This window comes from Pseudomonas sp. JBR1 (assembly GCF_028198185.1).
Taxonomy (GTDB): Bacteria; Pseudomonadota; Gammaproteobacteria; order Pseudomonadales; family Pseudomonadaceae; genus Chryseomonas; species Chryseomonas oryzihabitans_E.
Map to the genome: position 1 here is coordinate 136,102 of NZ_CP116340.1, position 24,783 is coordinate 160,884.

Genomic DNA, 24,783 nt, shown 5'->3' on the forward strand with positions numbered 1-24,783 from the left:
CATGAGACAAGACAAGCGAGCAGCCCCCCGGGCACCGATCAACGAAAATATCACCGCCCGGGAAGTTCGCCTTATTGGCGCCGATGGACAGCAAGTAGGCATCGTCTCCATTCAGGAGGCCCTGCAGGCTGCCGAAGAAGCCAAGCTGGATCTGGTGGAAATCACCGCCGACGCCCTCCCTCCGGTCTGCCGGATCATGGACTACGGCAAGCACGTCTTCGAGAAGAAGAAGCAAGTCGCGGCGGCGAAGAAGAACCAGAAGCAGGCTCAGGTCAAAGAAATCAAGTTTCGTCCAGGGACGGAAGAAGGGGATTACCAGGTAAAACTACGCAACCTGGTACGTTTCCTAACCGAGGGGGACAAGGCCAAGATCTCGTTGAGATTTCGCGGCCGGGAGATGGCCCACCAGGAGCTGGGCATGGAGCTGTTGAAGCGGGTCGAAGCTGACCTCGTCGAACACGGCACCGTTGAGCAGCATCCTAAGATGGAAGGACGCCAACTCATCATGGTCATCGCCCCCAAGAAGAAAAAGTAACCACCAGGGCACTGGCAGGCCTTGCGGTTATGCGTAATCACTCAATGCGGAGTATCCGAACATGCCAAAGATGAAAACCAAAAGCGGCGCTGCGAAGCGCTTCAAGAAGACTGCTGGCGGCATCAAGCACAAGCACGCCTTCAAGAGCCACATCCTGACCAAGATGACCACCAAGCGTAAGCGTCAGCTGCGCGGTACGTCGCTGATGCATGCATCCGACGTCCAAAAGGTCGAGCGCATGCTGCGCCTTCGTTAATCCTGGTCAAGAATTTAGAGGAAGTTACTCATGGCTCGTGTTAAGCGTGGCGTTATCGCTCGTCGCCGTCACAAGAAAATCCTGAAGCTCGCAAAAGGCTACTACGGTGCCCGTTCGCGCGTCTTCCGCGTCGCTAAGCAAGCGGTAATCAAGGCAGGCCAATACGCCTACCGTGACCGCCGTCAGAAGAAGCGTCAGTTCCGCGCTCTGTGGATCGCTCGTATCAACGCTGGTGCTCGTATCAACGGTCTGTCCTACAGCCGTCTGATCGCCGGCCTGAAGAAAGCGGCCATCGAGATCGACCGTAAGGTACTGGCCGATCTGGCCGTGAACGAAAAAGCGGCGTTTGCTGCGATTGTCGAGAAAGCTAAAGCTTCGCTGGCTTAAGCCCCCCGGCAATCTCGCGCCTCTGGCGCGAAGCAACGTTATCAATAGGGGAAGAGCCTCATAGCTCTTCCCCTATTTTGTATCTGGAGTCCCTAGATGGAAAACCTGGATGCGCTGGTCTCCCAAGCCCTGGAGGCCGTGCGGCTCACCGAAGACACCAATGCCCTGGAACAGCTCCGGGTCAACTACCTGGGCAAGAAGGGTGAACTGACCCAGATCATGAAGACCCTGGGCCACCTCACGGCGGAGGAGCGTCCCCAGGCTGGCGCCCTGATCAACGCCGCCAAGGAACGTGTCCAGGACGCAATCAACAGCCGCAAGGCGACGCTGGAGCAGGCCGCCCTGGCCGCTCGCCTCGCTGCGGAACGTATCGACGTGACCCTACCCGGTCGTGGTCAGGCCTCTGGCGGCCTGCATCCGGTCACCCGTACCCTGGAACGTATCGAGCGCCTGTTCGCCAACATCGGCTATGGCGTCGCCACCGGTCCCGAGATCGAAGACGACTACCATAATTTCGAGGCGCTCAACATCCCCGGCCACCACCCGGCGCGGGCGATGCACGATACCTTCTACTTCAACGCCAACATGCTGCTGCGCACCCACACCTCGCCGGTGCAGATCCGCACCATGGAGAGCCAGCAGCCGCCGATCCGCATCATCTGCCCGGGTCGCGTCTATCGTTGCGATAGCGATCAGACCCACTCGCCCATGTTCCATCAGGTCGAGGGCCTGGTGATCGACGAGGAAGTCAGCTTCGCCGATCTCAAGAGCACCCTGGTGACCTTCCTGCGCGAATTCTTCGAGGAAGAGCTGGAAGTCCGCTTCCGTCCCTCCTACTTCCCCTTCACCGAACCGTCTGCCGAGGTGGATATCCGCCGCCCGAGCCGCGACGGCGAACCGGCTTCGCGCTGGCTCGAAGTGCTGGGCTGCGGCATGGTCCATCCCAATGTCCTGCGCATGGCCGGCATCGATCCGGAGAAGTACCAGGGCTTCGCCTTTGGCATGGGCGCCGAGCGCCTGGCCATGCTGCGCTACGGGGTCAACGACCTGCGCCTCTTCTTCGACAACGATCTGCGCTTCCTGGCGCAATTCCGCTAGCTGCCAGACGGGAGTCCTATGAAATTCAGTGAACAATGGCTGCGTAGCTGGGTGAACCCTGCGGCTACGCACGAGGATCTGGTTGCCCGGCTGTCCATGGCCGGCCTGGAAGTGGACGGCGTCGAAGCGGCGGCCGGGAGCTTCCAGGGCGTCATCGTCGGCGAGGTCGTCTCCGTTGAGCGTCATCCCGATGCCGACAAGCTCAATGTCTGCCAGGTCAGCAACGGTCAGGAATCCTTCCAGGTGGTCTGCGGGGCGCCCAATGTGCGCGCGGGCCTCAAGGTGCCTTTCGCCACCGTCGGCGCCACGCTGCCCGGTGACTTCACCATCAAGAAGGCCAAGCTGCGCGGCGTGGAATCCCACGGCATGCTCTGCTCGGCCAGCGAACTGCAGATCAGCGATGACAACAGCGGCCTGTTGGAGCTGCCCGCCGGTGCGCCGGTGGGCGAGAGCATCCGCAGCTACCTGCAGCTGGACGACGCCATCATCGACGTCGACCTGACGCCCAACCGTGGTGACTGTCTGTCCATTGCCGGTCTGGCGCGGGAAGTAGGGGCCCTCTACAACGCCCAAGTCGAGCCGATGCAGGTCGAGGCCGTAGCGGCTACTCACCAGGAGACCCGTCCGGTCGAGGTGCTGGCCCCCCAGGCCTGCCCGCGCTACCTGGGTCGCGTGGTGAAGAACGTCGACCTGTCTCGTCAGACCCCGGACTGGATGGTCGAGCGCCTGCGCCGCAGCGGCGTGCGCAGCATCGACGCCGCCGTCGACGTCACCAACTACGTGATGCTCGAATTGGGTCAGCCCATGCATGCCTTCGATCTGGACCAGATCAAGGGCGGCATCCGCGTGCGCCTGGCCGATGCCGGCGAGCGCCTGGTGCTGCTGGATGGCCAGGACATCGAGCTGCGCAACGACACCCTGGTGATCGCCGACCACGAACGCGCCCTGGCCATCGCTGGCGTCATGGGTGGCGAGCACAGTGGTGTGGCCGCCGGAACCCGGGATCTGTTCCTGGAAAGCGCCTTCTTCGACACCATCGCCGTGGCCGGCAAGGCCCGCTCCTATGGCCTGCACACCGATTCCTCCCACCGCTTCGAGCGGGGCGTGGACTTCGAGCTGGCGCGCAAGGCCATGGAGCGGGCGACCCGTCTGCTGCTGGACATCGGCGGCGGCGAACCGGGTCCGGTCATCGAGGCGGTCAGTGCCGAGCACCTGCCGCAGGTCGAGCCGATCCTGCTGCGCGCCGAGCGCATCGAGCGCGTCCTGGGTCTGACCCTGGATGACGCCCAGGTCGAGCGTCTGCTCAGTGGTCTGGGTCTGGCCGTGGCCCGTCTGGAAGTCGGTCGCTGGCAGGTAGGTGTGCCCAGCCACAGGTTCGACATCAGCATCGAAGTGGACCTGATCGAAGAACTGGCGCGCCTCTATGGCTACAACCAGCTGCCGATCCGCTTCCCCCAGGCCCGCCTGGCGCCCCAGCCCCTGCCTGAAAGCAAAGGCGAGCTGAGCCAGCTGCGTCGCCTGCTGGTGGCCCGTGGTTACCAGGAAGCCATCACCTACAGCTTCATCGACGAAAAGACCTTCCGTCTATTCGCCCCTGAGGCCCAGCCGGTGATGCTGGCCAATCCCATCTCCACCGACATGGCCGCCATGCGCTCGTCGCTGTGGTCGGGTCTGGTCAAGGCCGTGCAGTATAACCTCAACCGTCAGCAGGACCGCGTCCGGCTGTTCGAGTCGGGTCTAAGATTCGTTGGTCAGCTGGAAGGCCTGGTGCAGGAAAACGTCCTGGCTGGTGCCGTCTGCGGCTCGCGTCTGCCAGAAAGCTGGTCGTCCGGGCGTGAGGCGGTGGACTTCTTCGACGTCAAGGCCGATGTCGAGGCGCTGCTGGCCCAGTCTGGTGCGGGTACTGACTTCCGTTTCGTCGCAGGCGAGCATCCGGCGTTGCATCCAGGGCAGACCGCGCTGATCGAAAGGGCAGGGCAGCCAGTCGGCTACCTGGGCGCCCTGCATCCGGAAGTGGCGCGCGAACTGGACGTGGATCGTCCGGTGTTCCTCTTCGAGCTGGTGCTTGATGCACTGACCACTGGCAGCCTGCCGCGCTTTGGCGAGCTGTCGCGCTTCCCGGAAGTGCGTCGTGACCTGGCACTGGTGGTGGACGAAAGCGTAGCCGCAGGCGACCTCCTGGCCGACATCCGCGAAAACGCCGGAGAAGGCCTCAAGGAGCTGCGTCTGTTCGACGTCTATCAAGGCAAAGGCATTGATCCACATAGAAAAAGCGTCGCCATCGGCTTGACCTTGCAACATCCATCGCGCACATTAACCGATGAAGAAGTCAACGAAACGACGCAGAAAATCCTCGTTTCTCTGGAAAGAAGGTTCAACGCCACCTTAAGGAAATAGCGCATGGGGGCCCTGACGAAAGCTGAGATGGCCGAACGTCTGTTTGAAGAGCTCGGTCTGAACAAACGTGAAGCCAAGGAATTGGTCGAACTGTTCTTCGAAGAAATTCGTCATGCGCTCGAAAGCAACGAGCAGGTCAAGTTGTCCGGTTTCGGCAACTTCGACCTGCGCGACAAGCGCCAGCGCCCCGGACGCAATCCCAAGACAGGGGAGGAGATACCCATCACGGCACGCCGTGTGGTGACCTTCCGCCCCGGGCAGAAACTGAAAGCCAGGGTCGAGGCCTATGCTGGAACCAAGTCATAACGACGAACTGCCGGTCATACCGGGCAAGCGCTACTTCACCATCGGTGAGGTGAGCGACCTCTGCTTGGTCAAACCGCACGTGCTGCGCTACTGGGAGCAGGAATTTCCCCAGCTGAACCCGGTGAAGCGCCGCGGCAACCGGCGCTACTACCAGCGCCACGACGTGCTGATGATCCGCCAGATCCGCTCGCTGCTGTACAACGAAGGCTTCACCATCGGCGGGGCGCGCCAGCGCCTCACCCAGGGCGATGAGACCCGTGACGAGGGTTCGCAGTACCACCAGCTCATCCGCCAGATGATCAGCGAACTCGAAGAAGTCCTCGTCGTGCTGAAGAAGTGAAAAAAAGCTTCCATTAATCAAAGTGTTGCAGTAAGATGCACGCCGTTCCCTAGAGGAACACAGTCGGGGCGTAGCGCAGCCTGGTAGCGCACTTGCATGGGGTGCAAGGGGTCGAGTGTTCGAATCACTCCGTCCCGACCAAATTAACGATGAGGCTCAAGCACTTAGTGGCTTGGGCCTTTTTCGTTTCTGGAGCTAAATCAAAATCAGCTGGCGATTCGCTGGGGTAGGGTTCCTGGTAGCTTTCGACCGGGTTGCTGCAAGAGTATTGCTGGTTATAGGCATACCTACCTTACTGAGTCTTCCACCCCGCCTGCTCACTGGTAACGACGTATAGAGACATCCAGCTCAGTAGAGCTCGGCATTACCTGCGCAGCTGTTCTCGTTATCGCCTGTGGCGGCTTATTCGATCTTGAGCGCCCTGTTCGAGATGCGCTCCTTCGATCACTGCCTAAAGCGTAATCCAACCTGCTTCAGGGCCAGCCGCTGCTTTGGACTAGCTAATAGAAATAGGAAGGCCCAGCGTTAATACTGGGCCTCCTAATGTCATTCAGCGTCCTTAGCGGCATCTGCTCCAGCAGAGGTGAGCTTTATCGGTAGCACCAAAGAGCGATCGCCTTGAGCGTCGACGTGGACGTTGCCCTTATGAATCAGCCCATGCTCTTGCAGGTCCTGAAGAACGTCCATAACGGCATCTTCACCGTGATGGTTATCGAGAATTTCACTACCCAGGCCTGCTGGATGCGAGTGATACAGGCGGCGCAAGATTTCAGCTTTGAGTTCTGCATTGATAGCCATGTGGTCTCCTCGTATGTGTGCACAGGTTATGACAATCGTTGAGCTGACCAGTGCCTGCGAAGGAGAGGCCGGACATCTTCTGGAGCATCTATGCTACGCAGCTTAGGTCGTTGCAGTGCTTCGATGTTCGAAACAGGAGTGTCATCCCTCTTCGCCTCGACTAAAAATCCAGACGCTCGAAACCAACTAGATTTTGATGCGTAAATTTTTGTGCCCTTGTAGTCGAGCTCTGCCCCATAAGAGCGTGCTGCTGTACAGCCTAAGCGTCTAGCCGTTGAGGGCTCAGCTATCTGGGCTGAGCGGGAAGGCAGTGGAAGCTGTCATCCCTCAGTCTGCACATCGCACTCAAGCATGCGGCAGGTCTTTCGCATTGGGTTAACCGAATGAATAGCCCATCGCCTGCTGACCATTCTTGAAGAATCGAGACGAGTTTCGTTAAAACAACCCTATTGCTCTCGGTGATGATCCTGCTTGCAACAAAAGCTAGCTGGAGAAGCTTTCCTCGGGCGGGAAGAAGGGCGTGGAAATGAACTCTTAGTGTGGGAAGTGAGTTGCATAATGCTTCTTCAGCGCCTGAATGAAGTCCGTCGCTAGCGGCGTCTGGCCCAATCCCGCAGGCGCGACGACGTACACGGGAAACAATAGCTCAGGCTCGAAGCGGTGGATGGTGATGCCCTTGTGCAGAAAATCCTGGGCAACGTTCGGACTCATGAGGGCGGCGCCCATGCCGGCGGCGACCATCTCGCAGGTGATGGAGCTGTATTGGCCTTCCACGGCGAGCTTGCGTTCGACACCGGCCTGCTCGAAGACCTTGTCCATCTGCTCGCGGGTGCCATCACCATGGCAGAGAGAGACGAAGTTCTCGCCGTGGAGATCCTGCGCCCTGATGACTTCCTTTGAAGCCAGTCGATGGCCTGGCGGCAGGACGCAGACGGCGCGGAGCCGGGTGATAAGCAGCGTCTCCAGAGGGCCGGCGTCGCTGGGCTGGACCACTACACCCAAATCGCAGAACTGGGATTGCACCCACTGCACTACAGTGGGCGAGGCGTTCATGTGCAGGGAGACGGTCAGCTCAGGGCGGGTCGCGACGAAGTCCTTGATGACGTGGGGGATGAGCGTGAGGCCAGTCGAGGGTACTGCCGCGATACGCAGGCGTCCGGTGCCTAGGTTGCGGATGTTCTTGGCCGACTGGCGCAGGCTATCCAACCCTACATAGGCCCGCTCCACCTCCTGGAAGAAGGCGCTGCCTTCCTTCGTGGGTATCAGCCGTACCCCCGCGCGTTCGAACAGTTTGAGTCCGGTACTCAGCTCCAGCTGGGCGATCAGTCGGCTGACGTTGGGCTGCGAGGTGTGCAGGGCTTCAGCGGCCGCGGTCATGGAGCCTAGACGCATCACGCTGCGGAAGGCTTCGATCTGTCTGAGATTCAACAGAGCTCTCCATATCAAATATGAATACTTAACCCGTACCTTCGTATTTGACCCTATGGGTTCAGGCTGACAATACTCGGTCACAAGCCAAATGGCCCCATAAAAAGAAAGCGTTTCCGAATGGCGGTTACCGCGATGTCCTCGGAGGCGGATGCCTGGATCTTCCGGTCGTGTCCTCACGACGTTCTCGATCTGCCGCAACGCAAAAAAGGGAGCATTGCCCGTGACCAGTTCGTATCTCGTCCGTACCTCATCTATCTCCTTGCGTCAGGGTCTGTCCGCGCTGCTGTTGGCCGCAGCGACCGCTGGCATGGCGCTGCCTGCACACGCCGAAACGACGCTGTATGTCGCGGGGGTCGGCGGCTCCACCGAGCAGATGTACAAGACCCGCGTCATTCCCGCCTTCGAAAAGGCGCATGGGGTCAAGGTCGTGTATGTGTCGGGCAACTCGACGGAAACGCTGGCCAAGTTGCAGGCCCAGAAGGGGCGGCAGCAGATCAACGTCGCCATGATGGACGATGGCCCCATGTACCAGGCGCTGCAGCTGGGATTCTGCGAAAAGCTCACGGATGCGCCTGTCTACCAGGACCTGTATCCCTTGGCGCGGCTGAGCCCTGAGGCTACGGCAGTAGGTATGGTCGCCACCGGGATCGGCTACAACGAAGAGGCCTTCAAGAAGCGCGGATGGGCAGCCCCGACGTCCTGGACCGATCTGGAAGATCCCAAGTATCGGCAACTGCTGGGCATGCCGCCAATCACCAATACCTACGGCCTGCATTCGTTGATCGAAATGGCGCGGCTGAATGGCGGCGGCGAGAAAGACATCGATCCGGGTTTCGCGGTGTTCGAGAAAAAGATCGCGCCTAACGTACTGGCCTGGGTCAGTGCCCCGGGCGAGATGGACGGGATGATGCAGAACGGTGATGTGCTCATGGCGGTGTACGGCAGTGGCCGTGCAGTGGCACTGCAGAACACCGGCTTTCCGCTCAAGTTCATCTATCCGAAGGAGGGCGCCGTAGCGCTTCAGGTCGCCGCCTGCTCCGTCACGCCCAATGCGCAGTCTGAACTCTCCCAGCAATTCATTCAGTACGTGCTGTCGCCGGAAATCCAGAAGATCCAGTCCGAAAGTAACGGCTTCGCGCCGGTCAATCGCACCGTGAAGCTGCCGCCAGAACTGGCTTCCCGTATGCCTTACGGCCAGGAAAAGGTCGACAGCCTGCTCAAGGTCGATTGGGACACCATCAACCAGAAGCGTTCCGAGTGGACGACGCGCTGGAACAGGACCATCGAGCGATAGCGGGCGTACCGGCCAGACGGCGATGACATGACATCGGGATTGCGGATGGAGAGGACTGGCCCCTCGGGCTACCCCTCCGCTCGCTGCAGCGCCAAGTCCTCACGTCATCGTCCGGCTCGACCCTGCTCACTGATCGAGTGGCTGGTTTTCCCTAGGAATCGGTTGCTCCCACCTCCCTTGGACGAACAGCGATCACGCCTTCGTGATCGCCGGAGGCATGCCCATGGCTTTCCTGATCCTCGACGGCCTCGTCAAAACCTATGGTGATTTCACCGCTATCGCTGGACTCGACTTGGCAGTGGAGAAAGGCGAATTTCTTTCCCTGCTCGGCCCTTCGGGGTGCGGCAAGACCACGACGCTGCAAAGCGTTGCGGGTTTCGTGCAGCCTACGGCCGGACGCATCGTGCTGGACGGGCGAGACATCACCCATGTCCGGCCGGAAAAGCGCGGGTTGGGGATGGTGTTCCAGAGCTATGCCCTGTTCCCCCACATGACCGTGGCCGAAAACGTCAGCTTCGGTCTGGAGATGCGCGGCGTGGCGCGTAGCGACAGGGCGGAGCGGGTAAAGTCAGCGCTCGATATGGTTCGGCTGCAGGGCCTGGGCGAACGCTATCCCAAGGCCCTGTCCGGCGGGCAGCGTCAGCGGGTGGCCATCGCGCGTGCCCTGGCGATCCGCCCGGACCTGTTGTTGCTGGACGAGCCGATGTCGAACCTCGACGCCAAGTTGCGCGAGGACATGCACATCGAATTGCGCGCCATCCAGCGCGACCTGGGTATCACCACCATCCTGGTCACCCACGACCAGGTTGAAGCGATGACCATGAGTGATCGCATTGCGGTGATGCACGGCGGGCGCATCGTACAGATCGGTTCGCCGTTCGAGACCTATGAGCGGCCCCGGTCGCCCTTCGCCTCGAGCTTCCTGGGCAAGACCAACGCCTTCCCCGGTGCCGTCCACACTCGTAAGCCACGCTGCTACGAGGTCAAGGTCGACGGCCTGATGCTGCATGTCCCTCATGAGGGGCATCAGTTCGACGGCGATGTAAACGTCTACCTGCGTCCGGAAAAGATCCGCCTGGCCGATCCTGCCGAAGCCCGGTTGCGCGGCACGGTGCGCATGCGGGTGTTCCTCGGCAACCTCTGGCTGATCGGTGTCGAGAGCCCCCTGGGGCCGGTGAATCTGACGCAGCCGAATCTTGGTGCGCCGCCGCCGCTGGAAGGGGAGGAGGTGGGCCTGACCTGGCTGGATGATGACCTACGCCTGCTCGGCCGGGAGGTGTCCCATGGCCACCTATGATGCCGAACGGGTCGGCAGCGCGCCCTGGCTGCTGACCGGCCCTGCGCTTCTAGTATTCCTGACCCTGCTGGCGGCGCCGCTGGTGCTCACGGCCATGCTGTCGTTGAACCTGTTCAGCGACACCAAGGGGGTGATTCCCGTGTACTCGCTCGCCAACTACCTGGAGGTGTTCGGCGACGACTATTTCCACGAGATCTTCTTGCGTACGGGTGGGATGGCGCTCGCCGTCACCGTCTGCTCGGTCCTGATCGGCGTACCGGAGACGCTCATCATCGCTCGCATGCGGGCACCCTGGAGGTCACTGTTCCTGCTGGTGGTGCTCGGACCACTGCTCATCTCGGTCGTGGTGCGCACCCTGGGGTGGGCCATCCTGCTGGGCAACAACGGGCTGATCAACCAGGCGTTGCAGGCGCTGGGCGTCATCGATTTTCCGATCCGCATGATGTTCACCCAGTTCGGGGTCGTGCTGGCGCTGACCCATGTGCTGGTGCCCTTCATGGTGATCGCCGTCTGGGCCAGCCTGCAAAAGCTCGATCTGCAGGTGGAGCAGGCCGGCCTGTCGCTGGGCGCTTCGCGGATGACGACCTTCAGGCGGGTGGTGCTGCCGCAGATCGTGCCGGGAATCCTCTCGGGCTCGATCATCGTCTTCGCCCTGGCGGCCTCGGCCTTCGCCACCCCCGCGATCATCGGCGGACGTCGCCTCAAGGTGGTGGCGACGGCGGCCTACGACGAATTCCTGGGTTCGCTGAACTGGCCGCTGGGCGCCGCCATCGCGGTGCTGTTGCTGATCGCCAACCTGGTGATCGTGGTGGGTTGCAGCCGGTTGGCCGAGCGCCGTTTCAAACACGTCTTCGAGTGATCGCCATGTACCGGAACGGTTTCTTCTCCCTTGCCTTTCATGCGCTGTTCATCGCCTTCATCGTCGCGCCGCTGGTGGTGGTGATGGCGGTGTCCTTTACCGGCGAAGGCTTCATCTCGCTGCCTTCCGGTGGCCTGTCGCTGCGCTGGTTCGAGGCGCTGTGGGCCAACCAGGAAATGGTCGATGCCTTCTGGCTGTCGCTCAATCTGGGCCTGGTGTCGGCGACGGTCGCGACCTTTCTCGCGGTCCCCGCGGCGCTGGCGATCAGTCGCTACGACTTTCCCGGACGCGGGGCGATCACCGGCTTCCTGATGTCGCCGCTGATGATTCCCTCGGTGGTGCTGGGGATCGCCTTCCTGCGCTTCTTTTCCCTCGCCCAGGTGGGCGGCTCGCTGTGGGCGCTGAGCATCACCCACGTCATCGTCGTGCTGCCCTATGCCTTGCGCCTGACGCTGGCGTCCACCATCGGCCTCGAGCGCGATGCGGAGCACGCGGCGCTGTCCCTGGGTGCCAATCGGCTGCAGACCTTCTGGCGGGTGATCCTGCCGCGGATAAGAACCGGCGTGGTCGGCGGCTGGCTGCTCGCCTTCATTCAGAGCTTCGACGAGCTGACCATGACGGTCTTCGTCGCCACACCCGGCACCACGACCTTGCCGGTCGCCATGTACAACCAGATTTCCCAGACCATCGATCCCCTGATCACGGCGGCCTCCACGGTGCTGATCCTGGGCACCCTGGCGGTGATGCTGCTGCTCGATCGGCTCGTCGGCCTGGATCGGGTGCTGATCGGAGAGAAGCAATGAACGACAGCAGCGTATCCACCTCGGCAGAGGTCATCGTGGTTGGCGGTGGGCTGGTCGGCATGGCGGTCGCATACGGCCTGGCGAAAGCCGGCACCAAGACGCTGGTGCTCGACCAGGGCGACGACGCCTTCCGCGCCTCGCGGGGCAACTTCGGTCTGGTCTGGGTGCAGGGCAAAGGCTTCGATCGCCGCGAATATTCCCGCTGGACGCGTTCCTCGGCGCTGGCCTGGGCCGGGCTGGCCGAGGACCTGCTGAAGGAGACGGACGTCGATGTCCGGCTGAAACAGCCTGGTGGCTTTCACATGTGCTTTTCCGATCAGGAGCTGGCGGAGCGGCAGGCGCGACTGGCAGGTATGCAAGCCGGTCTAGGCGACTATCCCTTCGAAATGCTGGATCAGGCGGATCTGCGGGCACGCTTGCCTGGCATCGGTCCGAAGGTCGTCGGGGCGAGCTACACACCCATGGATGGCCATGTGAATCCGCTCAAGCTCCTGCGGGCCTTGCATGCGGGGGCACAGCATTACGGGGCGAGGGTGCTGGGGCGGATGCCGGTCGAGCGGATCGAGTCCGCGCCGGGCGAATTCACTGTGGTCACCCCCGGTCAGCGCTTCACCGCGCCGCGCCTGGTGCTGGCGGCAGGTCTGGGCAATCGCCCGCTGGGGGAGCAGGTCGGGCTGCATGCCCCGGTCGCGCCGAATCGTGGGCAGGTATTGGTCAGCGAGCGGGTTCGCCCCTTCCTGAATTACCCGACCATCAATGTGCGCCAGACCGACGAAGGCAGCGTGCAGCTCGGCGACTCGATGGAGGAGGTCGGCTTCAATGACCTCACCACCACCGACGTGCTCGCTCGGATCGCCCAGCGTGGCGTCAACACCTTCCCGCTGCTGGCTGACGTGCGCCTGGTGCGCGCCTGGGGCGCCCTGCGCGTCATGAGCCCGGATGGTTATCCGATCTATCAAGAGTCCGCGTCGCATCCCGGGGCCTTCGTCGTCACCTGCCACAGCGGCGTGACCCTGGCCGCGGCGCACGCGACCCGGATCGCGCCCTGGGTGCGGGGCGGGGATCAACCGGAAGAGCTGGCGGTGTTCGCTGGCGAACGTTTTCTCACGGGGGAGGTGTTTTCCCATGCCCACTGATTCCTTGTTTCGCCGCGTGGACGCCGAAGGCGGCCGTCTCATTACCCTGACCTTCGACGACCAGGCCTTCCAGGTGCCGAGCGGTCTCACGGTTGCCGCCGCCTTGCTGCTGGCCGGTGTACGGCAGTTCCGCACCTCGCCGGTGGGCGGTGAAGCCCGTGCGCCCTATTGCATGATGGGTGTGTGCTTCGAATGCCTGGTCGAGATCGATGGGGTGCCGAGTCGCCAGAGTTGCCTGATCGAGGCGGCCGACGGCATGCGCATCCGTTCGCAGCAGGGCGCCCGAGAGCTGCCCTTCACCGCCGCTGAACCCGTGGTGATGGAGGTGCAGCCGTGAATCTCGAACCTGTGGACGTCGTCGTCATCGGTGCGGGTCCTGCCGGCATGGCCGGGGCGCGAATCCTGGCGGACCTGGGGCTTTCCGTGGTGCTGCTCGACGAGCAGGCCGCGGTGGGCGGGCAGATCTATCGCGGTATCGCCAGCGCCTCAGCGGCACGGCGTTCGCTGCTCGGACCGGATTATGCGGCCGGCGCTCACTTGGCGGAGGCGGTGAAGAGCACGACCGTGCGCCACGAGACGGGAGCGTCCGTCTGGCAGATCACCCGCGAGCGCCAGGTGCATTACCTCAAGGACGGACGGGTACGTTCCTTCGCCGCCAGGGCCGTGCTGCTGGCGACCGGCGCCATGGAGCGGCCCTTTCCCATTCCCGGCTGGACCTTGCCCGGTGTAATGACCGCTGGGGCCGCGCAGATCCTGCTCAAGACCGCCGGCATCGGTCCGCAGGGACCAGTGGTGCTGGCCGGGTGCGGACCGCTGCTCTACCTGCTTGGCTGGCAATACCTGAGGGCAGGCATACCCATCGCGGCCCTGGTGGACACCAGTCGCCGTGAGGACTACTGGAATGCGCGCAGGCACCTACTGGCGGCATTGCGGGCCTGGCCCTACCTGCGCAAGGGTGTCTCGCTGTTGCGCGCCCTGCGCAAGGGCGAGGTCCCGCACTACACCGGCGCCGAGCAGCTACAGGTCGAGGGGGAAGGGCAGGCCCAGGCGCTCAGCTTCGTCGTCGACGGGAAGGCACAACGGGTGTTGGCCAACACCGTGCTGCTGCACCAGGGCGTGGTGCCGAACATCCAGTTCACCCAGGCGCTCAGGGCCCAGCATCGCTGGGATGATGCGCAGCTGTGCTTCGTCCCGGAAACCGATGGCTGGGGCGCGCTCGATGTGCCCTTCATCGCGGTGGCCGGCGATGGCGCAGGGATTGGCGGTGCCCAGGCGGCCGCGTTGCAAGGGCAGCTCGCGGCGCTGGGGCTGGCGCGTAATCTGGGCCAGATCACCCCGGCCCAGCGCGATGCCCAGGCCGCGCCCCTGCGCGCCGAGCTGGAGCGCAACCTGCGTATCCGCCCCTTCCTCGATGCCCTGTATCGCCCGCGCGAGGAGAACCGCATTCCCGCCCGGGACGACGTCACCATCTGCCGCTGTGAAGAGGTCACGGCAGGCGATGTCCGCCGCTTCGTCGAGCTGGGCTGCAGTGGGCCCAATCAGGCGAAATCCTTCGGTCGCTGTGGCATGGGTCCCTGCCAAGGACGCATGTGCGGCTTGACCGTTACCGAGATCATCGCCAAGTCGCGGGGGCTCACGCCCGACGAGGTGGGCTACTACCGCATTCGCCCACCGATCAAGCCCATTACCCTGGGAGAGCTGGCCAGTGGCTGACAGGACGGCGGACGTGATCGTCATCGGCGCCGGGCTGCATGGATTGAGCACGGCCTGGCAGCTCGCGCAGCGCGGCGTGCGGGTAATCGTGCTCGAAGCCGACTACGCCGGGCGGCATGCCTCCGGTGTGAACGCCGGTGGAGTGCGGACGCTCGGCCGGCACCTGGCCGAAATCCCGCTGGCGCTGGCGTCTCGGGCTCTCTGGCACAACCTGCCGGAGCTGTTGGGAACCGATGCTAGTTTTGTCGCGAGCGGTCAGCTGAAACTGGCCGAAAATGATGATGAGCTCCAGCAATGTCGGGCACGCGTCGCCGAACTTCAGGCCCATGGCTTCACCCATGAGGTGCTCATCGATCGGCAGGAGGTTTTGGAGCTCCTCCCGACGGTGGCGCCCCATGTGGTGGGCGGCATCTGGGTGGCGGACGATGGCTACGCAACCCCTTACCGTGTAGTGACCGCGGTCCGGCAAGCGGCGGAGCGCCTGGGGATGGTGCTGCATGAACAGACGCCTGCGCTGTCCATCACCCAGCGAGGCACCCGTTGGCAGGTAGAGACGCGCCAAGGGCGGTTCGAGGCGGACCAGTTGGTGGTAACGGCAGGTGCCTGGGCGGGACGGTTGGCTGCCGAGGTGGGCGAGCCGGTACCCACCTATCCGCAAGGGCTGATGCTGATGGTGACCCATCGGGTGGCGCCCTTCTGCAGGCAGGTACTCGGCGCCACCGGCCGCGCCCTGTCCTTCAAGCAGTTTGACAACGGCACGGTGGTCATTGGCGGCAAGCTGATCGGTGCCCTGGACTTCGAGGCGCGCCATGGCGAAGTCGATATCACCCGTCTCGTGACCAGCGCCCAGACAGTGACGGATCTCTTTCCGCACCTCAGGCATCTGGGCATCAACCGCGCCTGGTCCGGTATCGAAGCCTTCACCGAAGACGACCTGCCCGTCATCTCAGGCAGCAGTCGCGCCAGTGGACTGACCTACTCGTTCGGTTACTGCGGCAGCGGTTTCCAGATGAGCCTCGGCACCGGCCAGCGCGTCGCGCAGCTGGTGCTCGGCGAGTCTTCACCCATCGATCTCGCGGCCTTTGCCATCGATCGCTTTCACAGAGATTCCTCAATCCTCAGGCAACCCAAGGAGCCTATATGCAACCCATTACCCGTATCGAAACCAACCAGCGTATGAGCCGTGTCGTCCAGTACAAGGGCGGCATTACCTTCGTCGGCGGCCAGACCGCCAACGACCGCACCCAGGACATCAAGGGGCAGACCGCGCAGGTGCTGCAGAAGATCGACGACTACCTGGCCAAGGTCGGCCTGGACAAGACGCGCATCCTCAGCGCCCAGGTGTGGCTGTCGGACATCCAGGCCAATTTCGCCGGCATGAATGAGGTATGGGACGCCTGGGCACCGGAAGGGCAGGCACCTGCACGAGCTACAGTTGAGTCCAAGCTGGCAGCGCCGGAATTGCTGGTCGAGATCGCCATCGTCGCGGCGGCTGAGTGAGGACAGGCGCAGTGGCTCGCGTTCGATGGGACGCTGCGTCTATCTCGAACCTTTAGTAGAGTCCCTTTGTGGGGTACGGCTAACTGGCTACAGACCTGCGAAGACCGCTGGGGCAGGTGCGCGATGTAAAACGTTTGTCGGGCAAAGGGGAGGTCCAAGGCTGGCGGGGTTGCCAGACCAGGCCCCGCCGCCGCGTCTACTCGACGGTAGTCGCTTGAGCGCTGGTGTACCGGGAACCTGAGAGCGCCCGGCGGAGAGAATGACCCTCTCGTTCGATAACCCCTGAGCGCTGGTGCAGGCAACTCGCCTGGCATCGCCGCACGAAGATCCGCATCGGCATGGTTCATAGGCGTTTCCAGACCATGGAGCCTACGTCACCGGCTTACCCGGCTTGCCGCCGTTATTCGCGCTGAGCCTGCAGGAACACTGCGAACAGTTCCGATTGCGACTTGATGCCCAGCTTGCTGTAGACGTGCTTGCGGTGCACTTTCACGGTCTCGGCCGAGATGGCCAGTTTGCGCGCCACCTCCTTGCTGGAGTAACCGCTGAGCACCAGGCGCGCGACTTCCAGCTCGCGGCCGGTCAGCGCCGTTTCGACCTGGCGTGCCATCCGTTCGAGGCGCTCCTGCCAGGGGGGAGCGGCTGTCGGCTCGCTGGGCTCCGGCTCGTAGCCCAGGCGCTGGCGCGCCAGTGCCATGACCCAAGGCGCTACCAGGGTGAGCAGGGCGATCTGCTCAGGTCGGAAGCGTTGCCGTGAACCCAGTGAGAGACACAGGGTACGAGCCTCGGGGAGGACCACATTGAACTGGATCTCGTCAGCGACCACGTTGAGGCTGAAGTAGCGCTGGTAGTAGTCCGTTTGTTCAAAACAGTCCGGGGCGATTTCGCTTAGGCGAACCAGACCTTCACGCTGGCTCTCCCGACTGGCGATGTAGAAGGGATCGAGTAGGTAAAGGCCGTGCAGGTAGTCCTGAAAGAGCCGGTCGGGTGCACCGTCGTCGCCGGGACTTTCGGCCAGCACCTGCGGGCGCCCCTCGCTGAAGATCAGTGCCACCCAACTGTCATGGTGTACATACTGCTCCAGCGCGCGGGCCATGGCACGCCAGAAATGCGGGCGATCGAGCGCTTCGATGAGTTCGGCCACGGTGTGATGGAAGGCGATGTCGTGCAAGGTCATGGTCATCTGTCTACCCCTATGGGGTTACCCCGCGTGCGTAATTCCGCCTGTGTGACTCCGCCGCCATACTCGACTCCGGACGGTGGGGTGCCCGCATTCTGTGTTTGCCCCCCACGTGATGCAACAACAAGAACGGAGCCCCCGTCATGCAAGTTGAACTCGCTCAGCTCACCGGTCGTGATGGTGATACGGCCCACAATCTCGCCCAGGCCCTGCAAGCCATCGCAGCGTGCAGGGCGGGCACTCGCCTGTTGGTGTTCCCGGAGACCTACCTGACGGGTTTTCCGACGCCGGAAAACGTCGCGGCCCTGGCTGAGCCTTTGAATGGCCCGAGCCTGACCGCCATCGGCAAGGCAGCGGCTGCGCGTGGGCTGGCTATTGCCATCGGTTTTGCCGAGGACGACGACAGCACGTTCTATAACACCACCGTGTTGATGGACGGGCAGGACATCGTGCTGGCCTACCGCAAGACGCACCTGTGGGCGTCGGATCGCGGCGTGTTCGCGCCGGGCGATCGCTACGGCACCGCGCTGCTCGACGGCGTGCGGGTTGGCCTGCTGGTGTGTTTCGACATCGAATTTCCCGAGAGCGCCCGTGCCCTGGGTGAGCTCGGCGCTGAGCTGCTGATCGTCACCAACGGCAACATGGATCCCTACGGGCCGACGCACCGAACCGCGATCATGGCACGGGCGATGGAAAACCAGGCCTATGCGGTCATGGCCAACCGCGTCGGCGCAGGGGACGACGGCCTGGTCTTCGCCGGCGGCAGCGCGGCGGTCGACCCCAACGGCAGCCTGCTGCTGGAAGCCGGTCGCGAGCCGTGCGCACAGACCATCGATCTGGACTTTCATCGCCTGGCCGAGGCCCGCCGTGATTACCGCTACCTGGAAGAGCGGCGCATAGCGCTGCCAGGTACGCGCATCGACCATGCCAATGGTGTGCGTGAGTTACTGATCCCCTGACCTTTCCTTCTGAAGGGCGCCACAGACGCGCCCGTTGCGGCCTTGCCGCGCGCTTTTGCCGACTTCGGTCCTGCCATAACAACGTATAAAATGGGAGTAACCAGTAATGGCTCGTCTGCAACGATCCCTGTCTCTGGGAGCGGTGGTGCTGTTCGGCATCGCCTACATGACGCCGATCATCGTCCTCGGCACCTTCGGCATCCTGGCCGAGATTACCCATGGCGCGGTATCAGCGGCCTACCTGGCCGCTGCGGTGGCGATGTTCTTCACCGCACTGAGCTATGCGCGCATGGCCAAGCTGTTTCCAGTAGCCGGATCGGCCTATAGCTATGTACGCCACAGCATCAGCGATCATCTCGGGTTCATCGCCGGTTGGGCGGTGTTGCTCGACTATCTGTTCCTGCCGATGGCGATCTGGCTGATCGGTGCGGCCTACCTTCATTCGGCGTTCCCGCAACTGCCGCAGGCGCTTTGGGTGCTCACCTTCATCCTGGTCACCAGCGTGATCAACGTAGTAGGCCTACACCTGGCCAAGGGCATCAACAGCATCTTGATGCTGGTGCAGTTTCTGGTCCTGCTGGCCTTCGTGGCGCTGTGCGTGCATTACGTGGTGGGCGACGCCAGCAAGCCGCTGTTGTCGCTGCAGCCGTTCCTGGGCGAGGGTATGAACCTGTCCCTGGTGATGGCGGGCGCGGCGGTAGCCTGCTACTCCTTCCTGGGCTTCGATGCGGTCAGCACCCTGACCGAGGAAACCCGCGACCCCCAGCGCACCATTCCCAGGGCAATCCTGCTGATCACCTTGATCGGTGGACTGATCTTCGTGATCACCGCCTATTTCGTGCAATTGGCACATCCCTCCACCCTATTCGAGAGCAGCGATGCGGCGGCCTATGAGATCGCCCGCAATATCGGCGGTGATCTGTTCGTGTCGGTCTTCCTGATCGGGTTGATCGTCGGTCAGTTCACCTCGGGCTTGTCGGCGCAGGCGAGCGCCTCGCGCCTGATGTTCGCCATGGGCCGCGACGGCGTCCTTCCCCGTGCGCTACTGGGCACCCTGAGTCCGCGGTTCGGGACGCCGGTGGGCGCTATCCTGGTCTGCGCGGTGGTAGCGCTGCTGGCACTCAAGCTTGACGTCGCCACATCGACCTCATTCATCAACTTCGGCGCCTTTCTGGCGTTCAGCCTGGTGAACCTTTCGGTGATCGTTCACTTCGCGCGCCAGCCGCAGAAGCGTGGCCCCGTCCAACTGGTGCTCTACCTGCTGTGTCCGCTTCTCGGCCTGCTGGCGACGCTGTGGCTGATGATCAGCCTAGACCGCCTGGCAATCATGCTCGGCTGTAGCTGGCTGATGCTCGGTGGCCTCTATCTGGCTTGGTTGACGGGTGGTTTTCATCGCCGGCCGCCAGCGCTCAGCTTTGAAGCTGAGCAGGGGTGAGTAGCTGGATCGTTGCAGCTCGAGGCCAGCAGCGCGAGCAGGTCGTCGACGGACCGCTCGTATGTCCTTGTCGACGGTTTCGCCTGATACCGGACCATCACCGTATCAACTGCGGGCGCCTTTAGGCGCTCCGCCCAAGCGCTTGCTCGGACCTGGCAATCGGCTTTTAGAGATGACGACGCGGCGTATGGTATGCATCCAGACCGCGCTGGTATGGGTGTAGAGCGTATGCACCGCGACCGTCAATGTTTTCTCCTGAGCCCTCTGCTCACGGGTCCTGCATAAATCAACATCAGCGCGTTAGCACTCAGGACACCACCTCCACGCGGACCGGACTCTGCTGACTAAGCGGGGCCAGGAACTCGGTCGCCGTGGCATCGGTAATCAGCGTCCAGTCCGTCTTGAGCGGCGTCCTGTGCTGCTGGCGATGGTCGAGTCGGCAAGCACGAACACTTCGGTTTGCTGCTGGATCATCAGTCCCGCGAAATATGCCGGCCCACAATGGTCGGACATCTCTAGCAGCACCCGTCGATCAATTTTCCCATCCCGGTAGCCAAGTCTTCCCGCTTGGCGCGCTTGGCATTCGAGTGATGCCAAGCAGGTCTACATCGGTGTCCCTGCCTGCCGCGCGTGCTGTGTGCTGACGCAGGCCATTCACTGATCGCTACTGGCGTCCATCCTGCTCAAATCGATCAAAATCCTGTTTGATTTGCGCATTTATTTTATCTCTCGTATGCTGATTTTGCGCGAATCAGTCATAAATTTGATCATTTCGCTCAGTATGCTTCACATCCACCCCATCCCCATTACTGTGGCACCTATAAAAATAAGGAGCTCTCTCGTGGCCCAGATTCCAATCAAGCGCAGTATCGAACGTGTACCCGGTGGCATGATGATCGTGCCGTTGTTGATCGGCTCGCTCGTCGCTACCTTCCTGCCGGACATGCCGAAGTTCTTCGGTTCGTTCACCAACGCGTTGTTCACCGGGTCGCTGCCGATCCTGGCAGTGTTTTATGTGTGCATGGGCGCAAGCATCGATATCAAGGCAACGCCTTACCTGCTCAAGAAGGGCGGGGTGCTGTTTGGCACCAAGGTCGGGACTGCGATTGTAATTGGCGTGATCATGGGCCAGTTCCTGGGCGAGCAGCCGATCAGTTCAGGGGTGTTTGCCGGGCTCTCCACTCTGGCTGTGGTAGCGGCGATGAACGATACCAACGGCGGCCTGTACATGGCGCTGATGGGGCAGTACGGGCGCTCCGAAGATGTGGGGGCCTATTCGGTGATGTCGCTGGAGTCGGGCCCGTTCCTAACCATGGTAACCCTGGGCGTTGCCGGGCTAGCGGCTTTCCCTTGGCCGACGCTGGTGGGCGCGATCCTGCCACTGCTGCTCGGTATGCTGCTGGGCAATCTCGACCGTGAAATGCGCGAGTTCCTGGCCAAGGCCGTACCAGTGATGATCCCCTTTTTCGCCTTGGCACTGGGGGCGAGCCTGGACCTGCACAAGGTGTGGCAGGCCGGCTTACTGGGCATCGGCCTGGGCGTGGCGGTGGTGGTGCTCACGGGCATCCCTCTGTACTTCGCGGACCGCGCGTCGGGAGGTACTGGCGTTGCAGGGGTGGCGGCGGCGAATACCGCAGGCAATGCGGCGGCGGTGCCTGCGCTGGTAGCAGCGGCCAACCCGATCTATACCGAGGCGGCCAATTCCGCCACCTTGTTGGTGGCTGCCTGTGTAGTGGTGACCGCCGTGCTGTCACCGATTCTCACCGCGTCGGTCGCCAAACGTTATCAGACGCGTCACGGTGCGGCAGCGGAGGGCGCAAACGTGAGAGACAGTTCGGACACACGGCGGGAGATCATTCGATGAAGTTATTGATTATCGCTGATGATCTTTCAGGTGCGGCGGATTGTGCCATTGCCTTCGCGGGCGCCGGCCAGAGCACGGTCGTGACTCTAGATCCGTCCCACGATACGGGGGATGCGACAGTGGTGGCCATCGATACCGACACTCGTCGGCTCCTACCAGCACAAGCAGGTGAACGCACTCTCAAAGCGTGGCAGACCCTGCGCCGACCAGGGCAGCGCCTGTACAAGAAGATCGACTCCACCCTGCGTGGTAACTGGGCGGCGGAAGTTGCCGCCTTGAAGCTGGACGCGGGTCTGGCAATCATTGCGCCCGCCTTTCCGGCCACAGGGCGAACCACACTGGAAGGCAAGGTGTGGGTCAACGGTCACTCGCTCGAGAGCACGGACACCTGGCAACTCGAGCATGCCGGCCGTTGCGCGGATATCTCCACGCTGCTCGAGGAAGTCGGCCTTCGCGTAGCCAGGCTGCCGCTGGAGAGGCTGCGCGGTGACGCGGCGGCGCTGATCCGAGTTATCGCGGGCACGGCGGGCGGGCTGGCCGATGCGCTGATTGTTGACGCTGAGAGCAGCGAGGATCTGCGTATCCTGGCTCGGGTAACGGCCCAGTTGTCGGAACCGCTGTTCTGGGTGGGGTCGGGCGGCCTGGCTCGGGAAATGGCTGCGCTACCTGAATTGCTTGGTACGCCATCGCCGATGCCTACCACTACGCGGAAAAAGTATGCGCCTACGTTGGTGCTGGTGGGCAGCCTGTCCAGCGTGTCCGAACGCCAGTGCGCGATGCTTAAGGATCGCGCTGGCGTTACCGAGTTGACGGTGCCGCCGGCGGTATTGCGCCAAGGCCCTTCACACGCGGACTGGGCCGAGTGGGAAGCTCGTATCGGCCAGATGCTTGGTGGTGGCAACGACTTGCTGGTCCGTATTGGCCGTGATGAGACCTTCAACCCTGCCGAGGGCGCGCAGCTTTCTACTTCGCTCGCGCAGCTCGTGAAGCAGCAGTTTGTCTATGTCGGCGGCCTGGTCGCAACGGGCGGCGAAACCGCGCGGGCCATGTTGGGGGCTGTCGGCATTGGCAGCCTTCAGCTGCTCTGTGAAATCGAAGCAGGTGTCGCGTTCGGGCACCCAATTTCCACCCGCGACGGGCACCGTCCCGGTGTGGTTACCAAGGCCGGTGCGTTCGGTACGGATCACGCGCTGTACGCCGCCTGGCTACATATGCACAACGCTCTCGAGCCCGCGCATGACGCTGCGGGTCCTATCTTAAATCCTGCGCTACAAGGTACCCATCATGAGTAATTATCTACCCGTCATCGGCATCACCATGGGCGATGCGACCGGGGTAGGCCCGGAAATTATCGTCAAGAGCCTCGCCCACGAGGTGGTGTATCAGCAGTGCCGCCCACTGGTGATCGGCGATGCGCAGCGCTTGGAGCAGGCCAACGAGATCGTCAAGGGCAGCGCCAAGGTGCGTCGCATCCAGGATGCCGGCGAAGCGCGCTACGAGCCGGGCATCATCGACTGTATCGACTTGGCACTGATCCCTGCGGACCTGCCCTTCGGACAGTTGTCGCCCATCGCCGGTAACGCCGCCTATCAATACATTGCCAGGGCGGTGCAAATGGCCGAAGCCGGCCAGATCGACGCCATTTGTACCGCCCCGCTAAACAAAGAGGCGCTGCATGCCGGCGGCCACAAGTATCCGGGGCACACCGAAATGCTTGCCCACCTGACGCAGGTTGACGAAGTGTCGATGATGTTGGTGGCGCCTCAGCTGCGGGTAATCCACGTCACTACGCACATGGGCATCATCGACGCAATTCGCAAGATCGAGCCTGGTCTGGTCCAGCGCACCATCGAACGCGGCAATGCCACCCTGATCAAGGCGGGCATCAGCCGGCCGCGCATCGGGGTGTGTGGCATCAACCCGCACGCGGGTGAAAACGGCCTATTCGGCTACGGCGAGGAGGAGGAAAAGATCATCCCGGCCATAAAGCTGCTGCAGACGCAGGGCCTGGACGTGACCGGCCCGCTGCCGGCCGACACGCTGTTCTTCCGCGCCGGCCGTGGGGATTTTGACCTGGTGGTGGCCATGTATCACGACCAGGGGCATGGCCCGGTCAAGGTCCTGGGTCTGGAAGCAGGAGTGAACGTTACCGTAGGCCTGGACGTGATCCGCACCTCGGTGGACCACGGCACGGCCTTCGACATTGCCGGCAAGGGCATCGCTGACGAACGCAGCCTGCTTGAAGCACTGCGCCAGGGTGCTGAGCTGGCCACGCGTCGAGGATGAGGGCTTGCGTCACCCTTGTGTAAGATTGGCGGCCCTTTCGTCACAAGGCCGTCTATGAAAGCCGCCGACCGTCATCGCGCCATCCTCGAGCTGGTGCGCGCCCGAGACACCCACGTCGAGCAACTCAGCGCAGCTCTCGGCGTGTCGGAAGCCACCGTGCGCCGGGACCTGGCTATGCTCGCCAAGCAACGGCATCTGGTGCGCACCCACGGCGGCGCGACGGCGCTGCTCGGCATGCACGAGCCGGAAGCTTCGCTGGAAGAGCGCAAGGCCAGCCAGCGGGATCAGAAAGACGCCATCGCTAGGGCCGCGGCCAGGCACGTGGAAGACGGTGACACGCTATTGCTAGACGGCGGCACCACCTGCGCGGCGCTGGCGTTGCACCTGTGTGCGCGGCAGAACCTGCACGTGGTCACCAACAATCTGCTCGCGGTGACACCCCTGGCCAATGCACCGGGCGTTCGCCTGACCCTGATCGGCGGCGATCTACGCGGCTCGAGCATGAGCACCCTCGGTCCGCTGGCGGAGCTGACCCTCAGCCGCTTGAGCGTGGACAAGGCGTTCCTAGGAGCGGACGGTGTGGTGGCCGAATTCGGCCTCTGCGAGGCCAGCGACCAACAGGCCTACCTGAAGGAGTGCATCATCAAACGCGCCGCCCAAGTGTTCGTTCTCGCCGACGCCGACAAACTCGGTCGAGCCCGCCAGCAACATTGGACACCTCTTGAACGGGAATGGACGCTTATCACCGATTCCCAAGCGCAAGAGACGCAGTTGGAACCCTTCAGGACAGTGGCGCGGATCAGGGTCGAGACGGCTACTGTCGAGTGACGCGGTTTTGGGAGTCGGGCGCTCGATGCAAATCGACAGGTAAAAGGCCGTGTTCGCTTTCGGCATACGATCGACAAGCGT

General features: G+C 62.7%; 25 protein-coding genes and 1 tRNA gene. 23 read left to right on the plus strand and 3 right to left on the minus strand.

What is annotated here, in order from left to right; translation table 11 throughout:
* The first annotated feature begins 1 nt into the window (after position 1).
* The 8 genes from infC (at position 2) to PJ259_RS00680 (ending at position 5,460) form a co-directional block, all read left to right on the plus strand.
* Positions 2 to 535 (plus strand): translation initiation factor IF-3, encoded by a 534-nt coding sequence (infC, locus tag PJ259_RS00645; RefSeq protein WP_059314243.1) that lies wholly within the window; start codon positions 2 to 4, stop codon positions 533 to 535.
* A 61-nt stretch (positions 536 to 596) separates the two neighbouring features.
* Positions 597 to 791: a 50S ribosomal protein L35 gene (rpmI, locus tag PJ259_RS00650; RefSeq protein ID WP_059227088.1), complete on the plus strand. Its 195-nt coding sequence runs from the start codon at positions 597 to 599 to the stop codon at positions 789 to 791.
* Between the two features lie 30 nt (positions 792 to 821).
* Positions 822 to 1,178 carry a 50S ribosomal protein L20 gene (gene rplT, locus PJ259_RS00655; protein WP_007159199.1) on the plus strand — a complete coding sequence of 119 codons (357 nt, stop codon included), beginning with the start codon at positions 822 to 824 and terminating at the stop codon, positions 1,176 to 1,178.
* A 96-nt stretch (positions 1,179 to 1,274) separates the two neighbouring features.
* Positions 1,275 to 2,276, plus strand: coding sequence for a phenylalanine--tRNA ligase subunit alpha (pheS, locus tag PJ259_RS00660; protein WP_007159198.1), 1,002 nt, complete (start codon positions 1,275 to 1,277; stop codon positions 2,274 to 2,276).
* An 18-nt stretch (positions 2,277 to 2,294) separates the two neighbouring features.
* The gene (gene pheT, locus PJ259_RS00665; protein ID WP_271654358.1) at positions 2,295 to 4,673 is read left to right on the plus strand and encodes a phenylalanine--tRNA ligase subunit beta; all 2,379 of its coding nucleotides are present in this window, start codon (positions 2,295 to 2,297) and stop codon (positions 4,671 to 4,673) included.
* A 3-nt stretch (positions 4,674 to 4,676) separates the two neighbouring features.
* Positions 4,677 to 4,979, plus strand: a complete 303-nt coding sequence (ihfA, locus tag PJ259_RS00670; protein WP_007159196.1) for an integration host factor subunit alpha — start codon at positions 4,677 to 4,679, stop codon at positions 4,977 to 4,979.
* Positions 4,960 to 5,319 carry a MerR family transcriptional regulator gene (locus tag PJ259_RS00675; RefSeq protein WP_007159195.1) on the plus strand — a complete coding sequence of 120 codons (360 nt, stop codon included), beginning with the start codon at positions 4,960 to 4,962 and terminating at the stop codon, positions 5,317 to 5,319. The genes ihfA and PJ259_RS00675 overlap by 20 nt, the downstream gene beginning before the upstream one ends.
* Positions 5,320 to 5,383: 64 nt before the next feature.
* Positions 5,384 to 5,460, plus strand: a tRNA-Pro gene (locus tag PJ259_RS00680).
* Between the two features lie 405 nt (positions 5,461 to 5,865).
* Here the strand turns inward: PJ259_RS00680 and PJ259_RS00685 are convergent.
* Positions 5,866 to 6,117, minus strand: a complete 252-nt coding sequence (locus PJ259_RS00685; protein WP_082696299.1) for a hypothetical protein — start codon at positions 6,115 to 6,117, stop codon at positions 5,866 to 5,868.
* A 534-nt stretch (positions 6,118 to 6,651) separates the two neighbouring features.
* Positions 6,652 to 7,545: a LysR substrate-binding domain-containing protein gene (locus PJ259_RS00690; protein WP_271654359.1), complete on the minus strand. Its 894-nt coding sequence runs from the start codon at positions 7,543 to 7,545 to the stop codon at positions 6,652 to 6,654.
* A gap of 151 nt (positions 7,546 to 7,696) precedes the next feature.
* On the opposite strand from PJ259_RS00690, the gene PJ259_RS00695 reads away from it, so the two are divergent.
* The 9 genes from PJ259_RS00695 (at position 7,697) to PJ259_RS00735 (ending at position 16,150) form a co-directional block, all read left to right on the plus strand.
* Positions 7,697 to 8,842 carry an ABC transporter substrate-binding protein gene (locus tag PJ259_RS00695; RefSeq protein WP_271654360.1) on the plus strand — a complete coding sequence of 382 codons (1,146 nt, stop codon included), beginning with the start codon at positions 7,697 to 7,699 and terminating at the stop codon, positions 8,840 to 8,842.
* A gap of 223 nt (positions 8,843 to 9,065) precedes the next feature.
* Positions 9,066 to 10,139 carry an ABC transporter ATP-binding protein gene (locus PJ259_RS00700; RefSeq protein ID WP_271654361.1) on the plus strand — a complete coding sequence of 358 codons (1,074 nt, stop codon included), beginning with the start codon at positions 9,066 to 9,068 and terminating at the stop codon, positions 10,137 to 10,139.
* Complete coding sequence (locus PJ259_RS00705; protein WP_059314248.1) at positions 10,126 to 10,998, plus strand: ABC transporter permease; 873 nt, start codon at positions 10,126 to 10,128, stop codon at positions 10,996 to 10,998. Before PJ259_RS00700 ends, PJ259_RS00705 begins: the two co-directional genes overlap by 14 nt.
* Before the next feature lie 5 nt (positions 10,999 to 11,003).
* Positions 11,004 to 11,801: an ABC transporter permease gene (locus tag PJ259_RS00710; RefSeq protein ID WP_271654362.1), complete on the plus strand. Its 798-nt coding sequence runs from the start codon at positions 11,004 to 11,006 to the stop codon at positions 11,799 to 11,801.
* Positions 11,798 to 12,937, plus strand: coding sequence for an NAD(P)/FAD-dependent oxidoreductase (locus tag PJ259_RS00715; RefSeq protein WP_271654363.1), 1,140 nt, complete (start codon positions 11,798 to 11,800; stop codon positions 12,935 to 12,937). The genes PJ259_RS00710 and PJ259_RS00715 overlap by 4 nt, the downstream gene beginning before the upstream one ends.
* Entirely contained in the window at positions 12,927 to 13,274 is a 348-nt protein-coding gene (locus PJ259_RS00720) for a (2Fe-2S)-binding protein (protein WP_074584385.1), read from the plus strand. The genes PJ259_RS00715 and PJ259_RS00720 overlap by 11 nt, the downstream gene beginning before the upstream one ends.
* On the plus strand, positions 13,271 to 14,650 hold the full coding sequence (locus PJ259_RS00725; protein ID WP_271654364.1) for an FAD/NAD(P)-dependent oxidoreductase: 1,380 nt from the start codon (positions 13,271 to 13,273) through the stop codon (positions 14,648 to 14,650). Before PJ259_RS00720 ends, PJ259_RS00725 begins: the two co-directional genes overlap by 4 nt.
* A 13-nt stretch (positions 14,651 to 14,663) precedes the next feature.
* Entirely contained in the window at positions 14,664 to 15,830 is a 1,167-nt protein-coding gene (locus PJ259_RS00730) for an NAD(P)/FAD-dependent oxidoreductase (protein ID WP_271654365.1), read from the plus strand.
* Entirely contained in the window at positions 15,791 to 16,150 is a 360-nt protein-coding gene (locus PJ259_RS00735) for a RidA family protein (RefSeq protein ID WP_042135772.1), read from the plus strand. The genes PJ259_RS00730 and PJ259_RS00735 overlap by 40 nt, the downstream gene beginning before the upstream one ends.
* 400 nt (positions 16,151 to 16,550) lie before the next feature.
* Here PJ259_RS00735 and PJ259_RS00740 read toward each other — a convergent pair whose 3' ends face one another.
* Complete coding sequence (locus PJ259_RS00740) at positions 16,551 to 17,333, minus strand: helix-turn-helix transcriptional regulator (RefSeq protein WP_271654366.1); 783 nt, start codon at positions 17,331 to 17,333, stop codon at positions 16,551 to 16,553.
* Positions 17,334 to 17,473: 140 nt separating this feature from the next.
* Between PJ259_RS00740 and PJ259_RS00745 the strand changes: the two genes are divergently transcribed.
* From PJ259_RS00745 to PJ259_RS00770, 6 genes are all read left to right on the plus strand, one after another.
* The gene (locus tag PJ259_RS00745) at positions 17,474 to 18,289 is read left to right on the plus strand and encodes a carbon-nitrogen hydrolase family protein (RefSeq protein WP_271654367.1); all 816 of its coding nucleotides are present in this window, start codon (positions 17,474 to 17,476) and stop codon (positions 18,287 to 18,289) included.
* A 106-nt stretch (positions 18,290 to 18,395) separates the two neighbouring features.
* Entirely contained in the window at positions 18,396 to 19,724 is a 1,329-nt protein-coding gene (locus PJ259_RS00750) for an APC family permease (RefSeq protein WP_271654368.1), read from the plus strand.
* 841 nt (positions 19,725 to 20,565) lie between these two features.
* Positions 20,566 to 21,588 carry a 2-keto-3-deoxygluconate permease gene (locus PJ259_RS00755; protein ID WP_271654369.1) on the plus strand — a complete coding sequence of 341 codons (1,023 nt, stop codon included), beginning with the start codon at positions 20,566 to 20,568 and terminating at the stop codon, positions 21,586 to 21,588.
* Positions 21,585 to 22,880: a four-carbon acid sugar kinase family protein gene (locus tag PJ259_RS00760; protein WP_271654370.1), complete on the plus strand. Its 1,296-nt coding sequence runs from the start codon at positions 21,585 to 21,587 to the stop codon at positions 22,878 to 22,880. Before PJ259_RS00755 ends, PJ259_RS00760 begins: the two co-directional genes overlap by 4 nt.
* A complete protein-coding gene (gene pdxA, locus PJ259_RS00765) occupies positions 22,873 to 23,874 on the plus strand; it encodes a 4-hydroxythreonine-4-phosphate dehydrogenase PdxA (RefSeq protein ID WP_271654371.1) in 1,002 nt (333 codons plus the stop codon). Before PJ259_RS00760 ends, pdxA begins: the two co-directional genes overlap by 8 nt.
* A gap of 54 nt (positions 23,875 to 23,928) precedes the next feature.
* Positions 23,929 to 24,702 (plus strand): DeoR/GlpR family DNA-binding transcription regulator, encoded by a 774-nt coding sequence (locus PJ259_RS00770; protein WP_271654372.1) that lies wholly within the window; start codon positions 23,929 to 23,931, stop codon positions 24,700 to 24,702.
* Positions 24,703 to 24,783 lie beyond the last annotated feature (81 nt).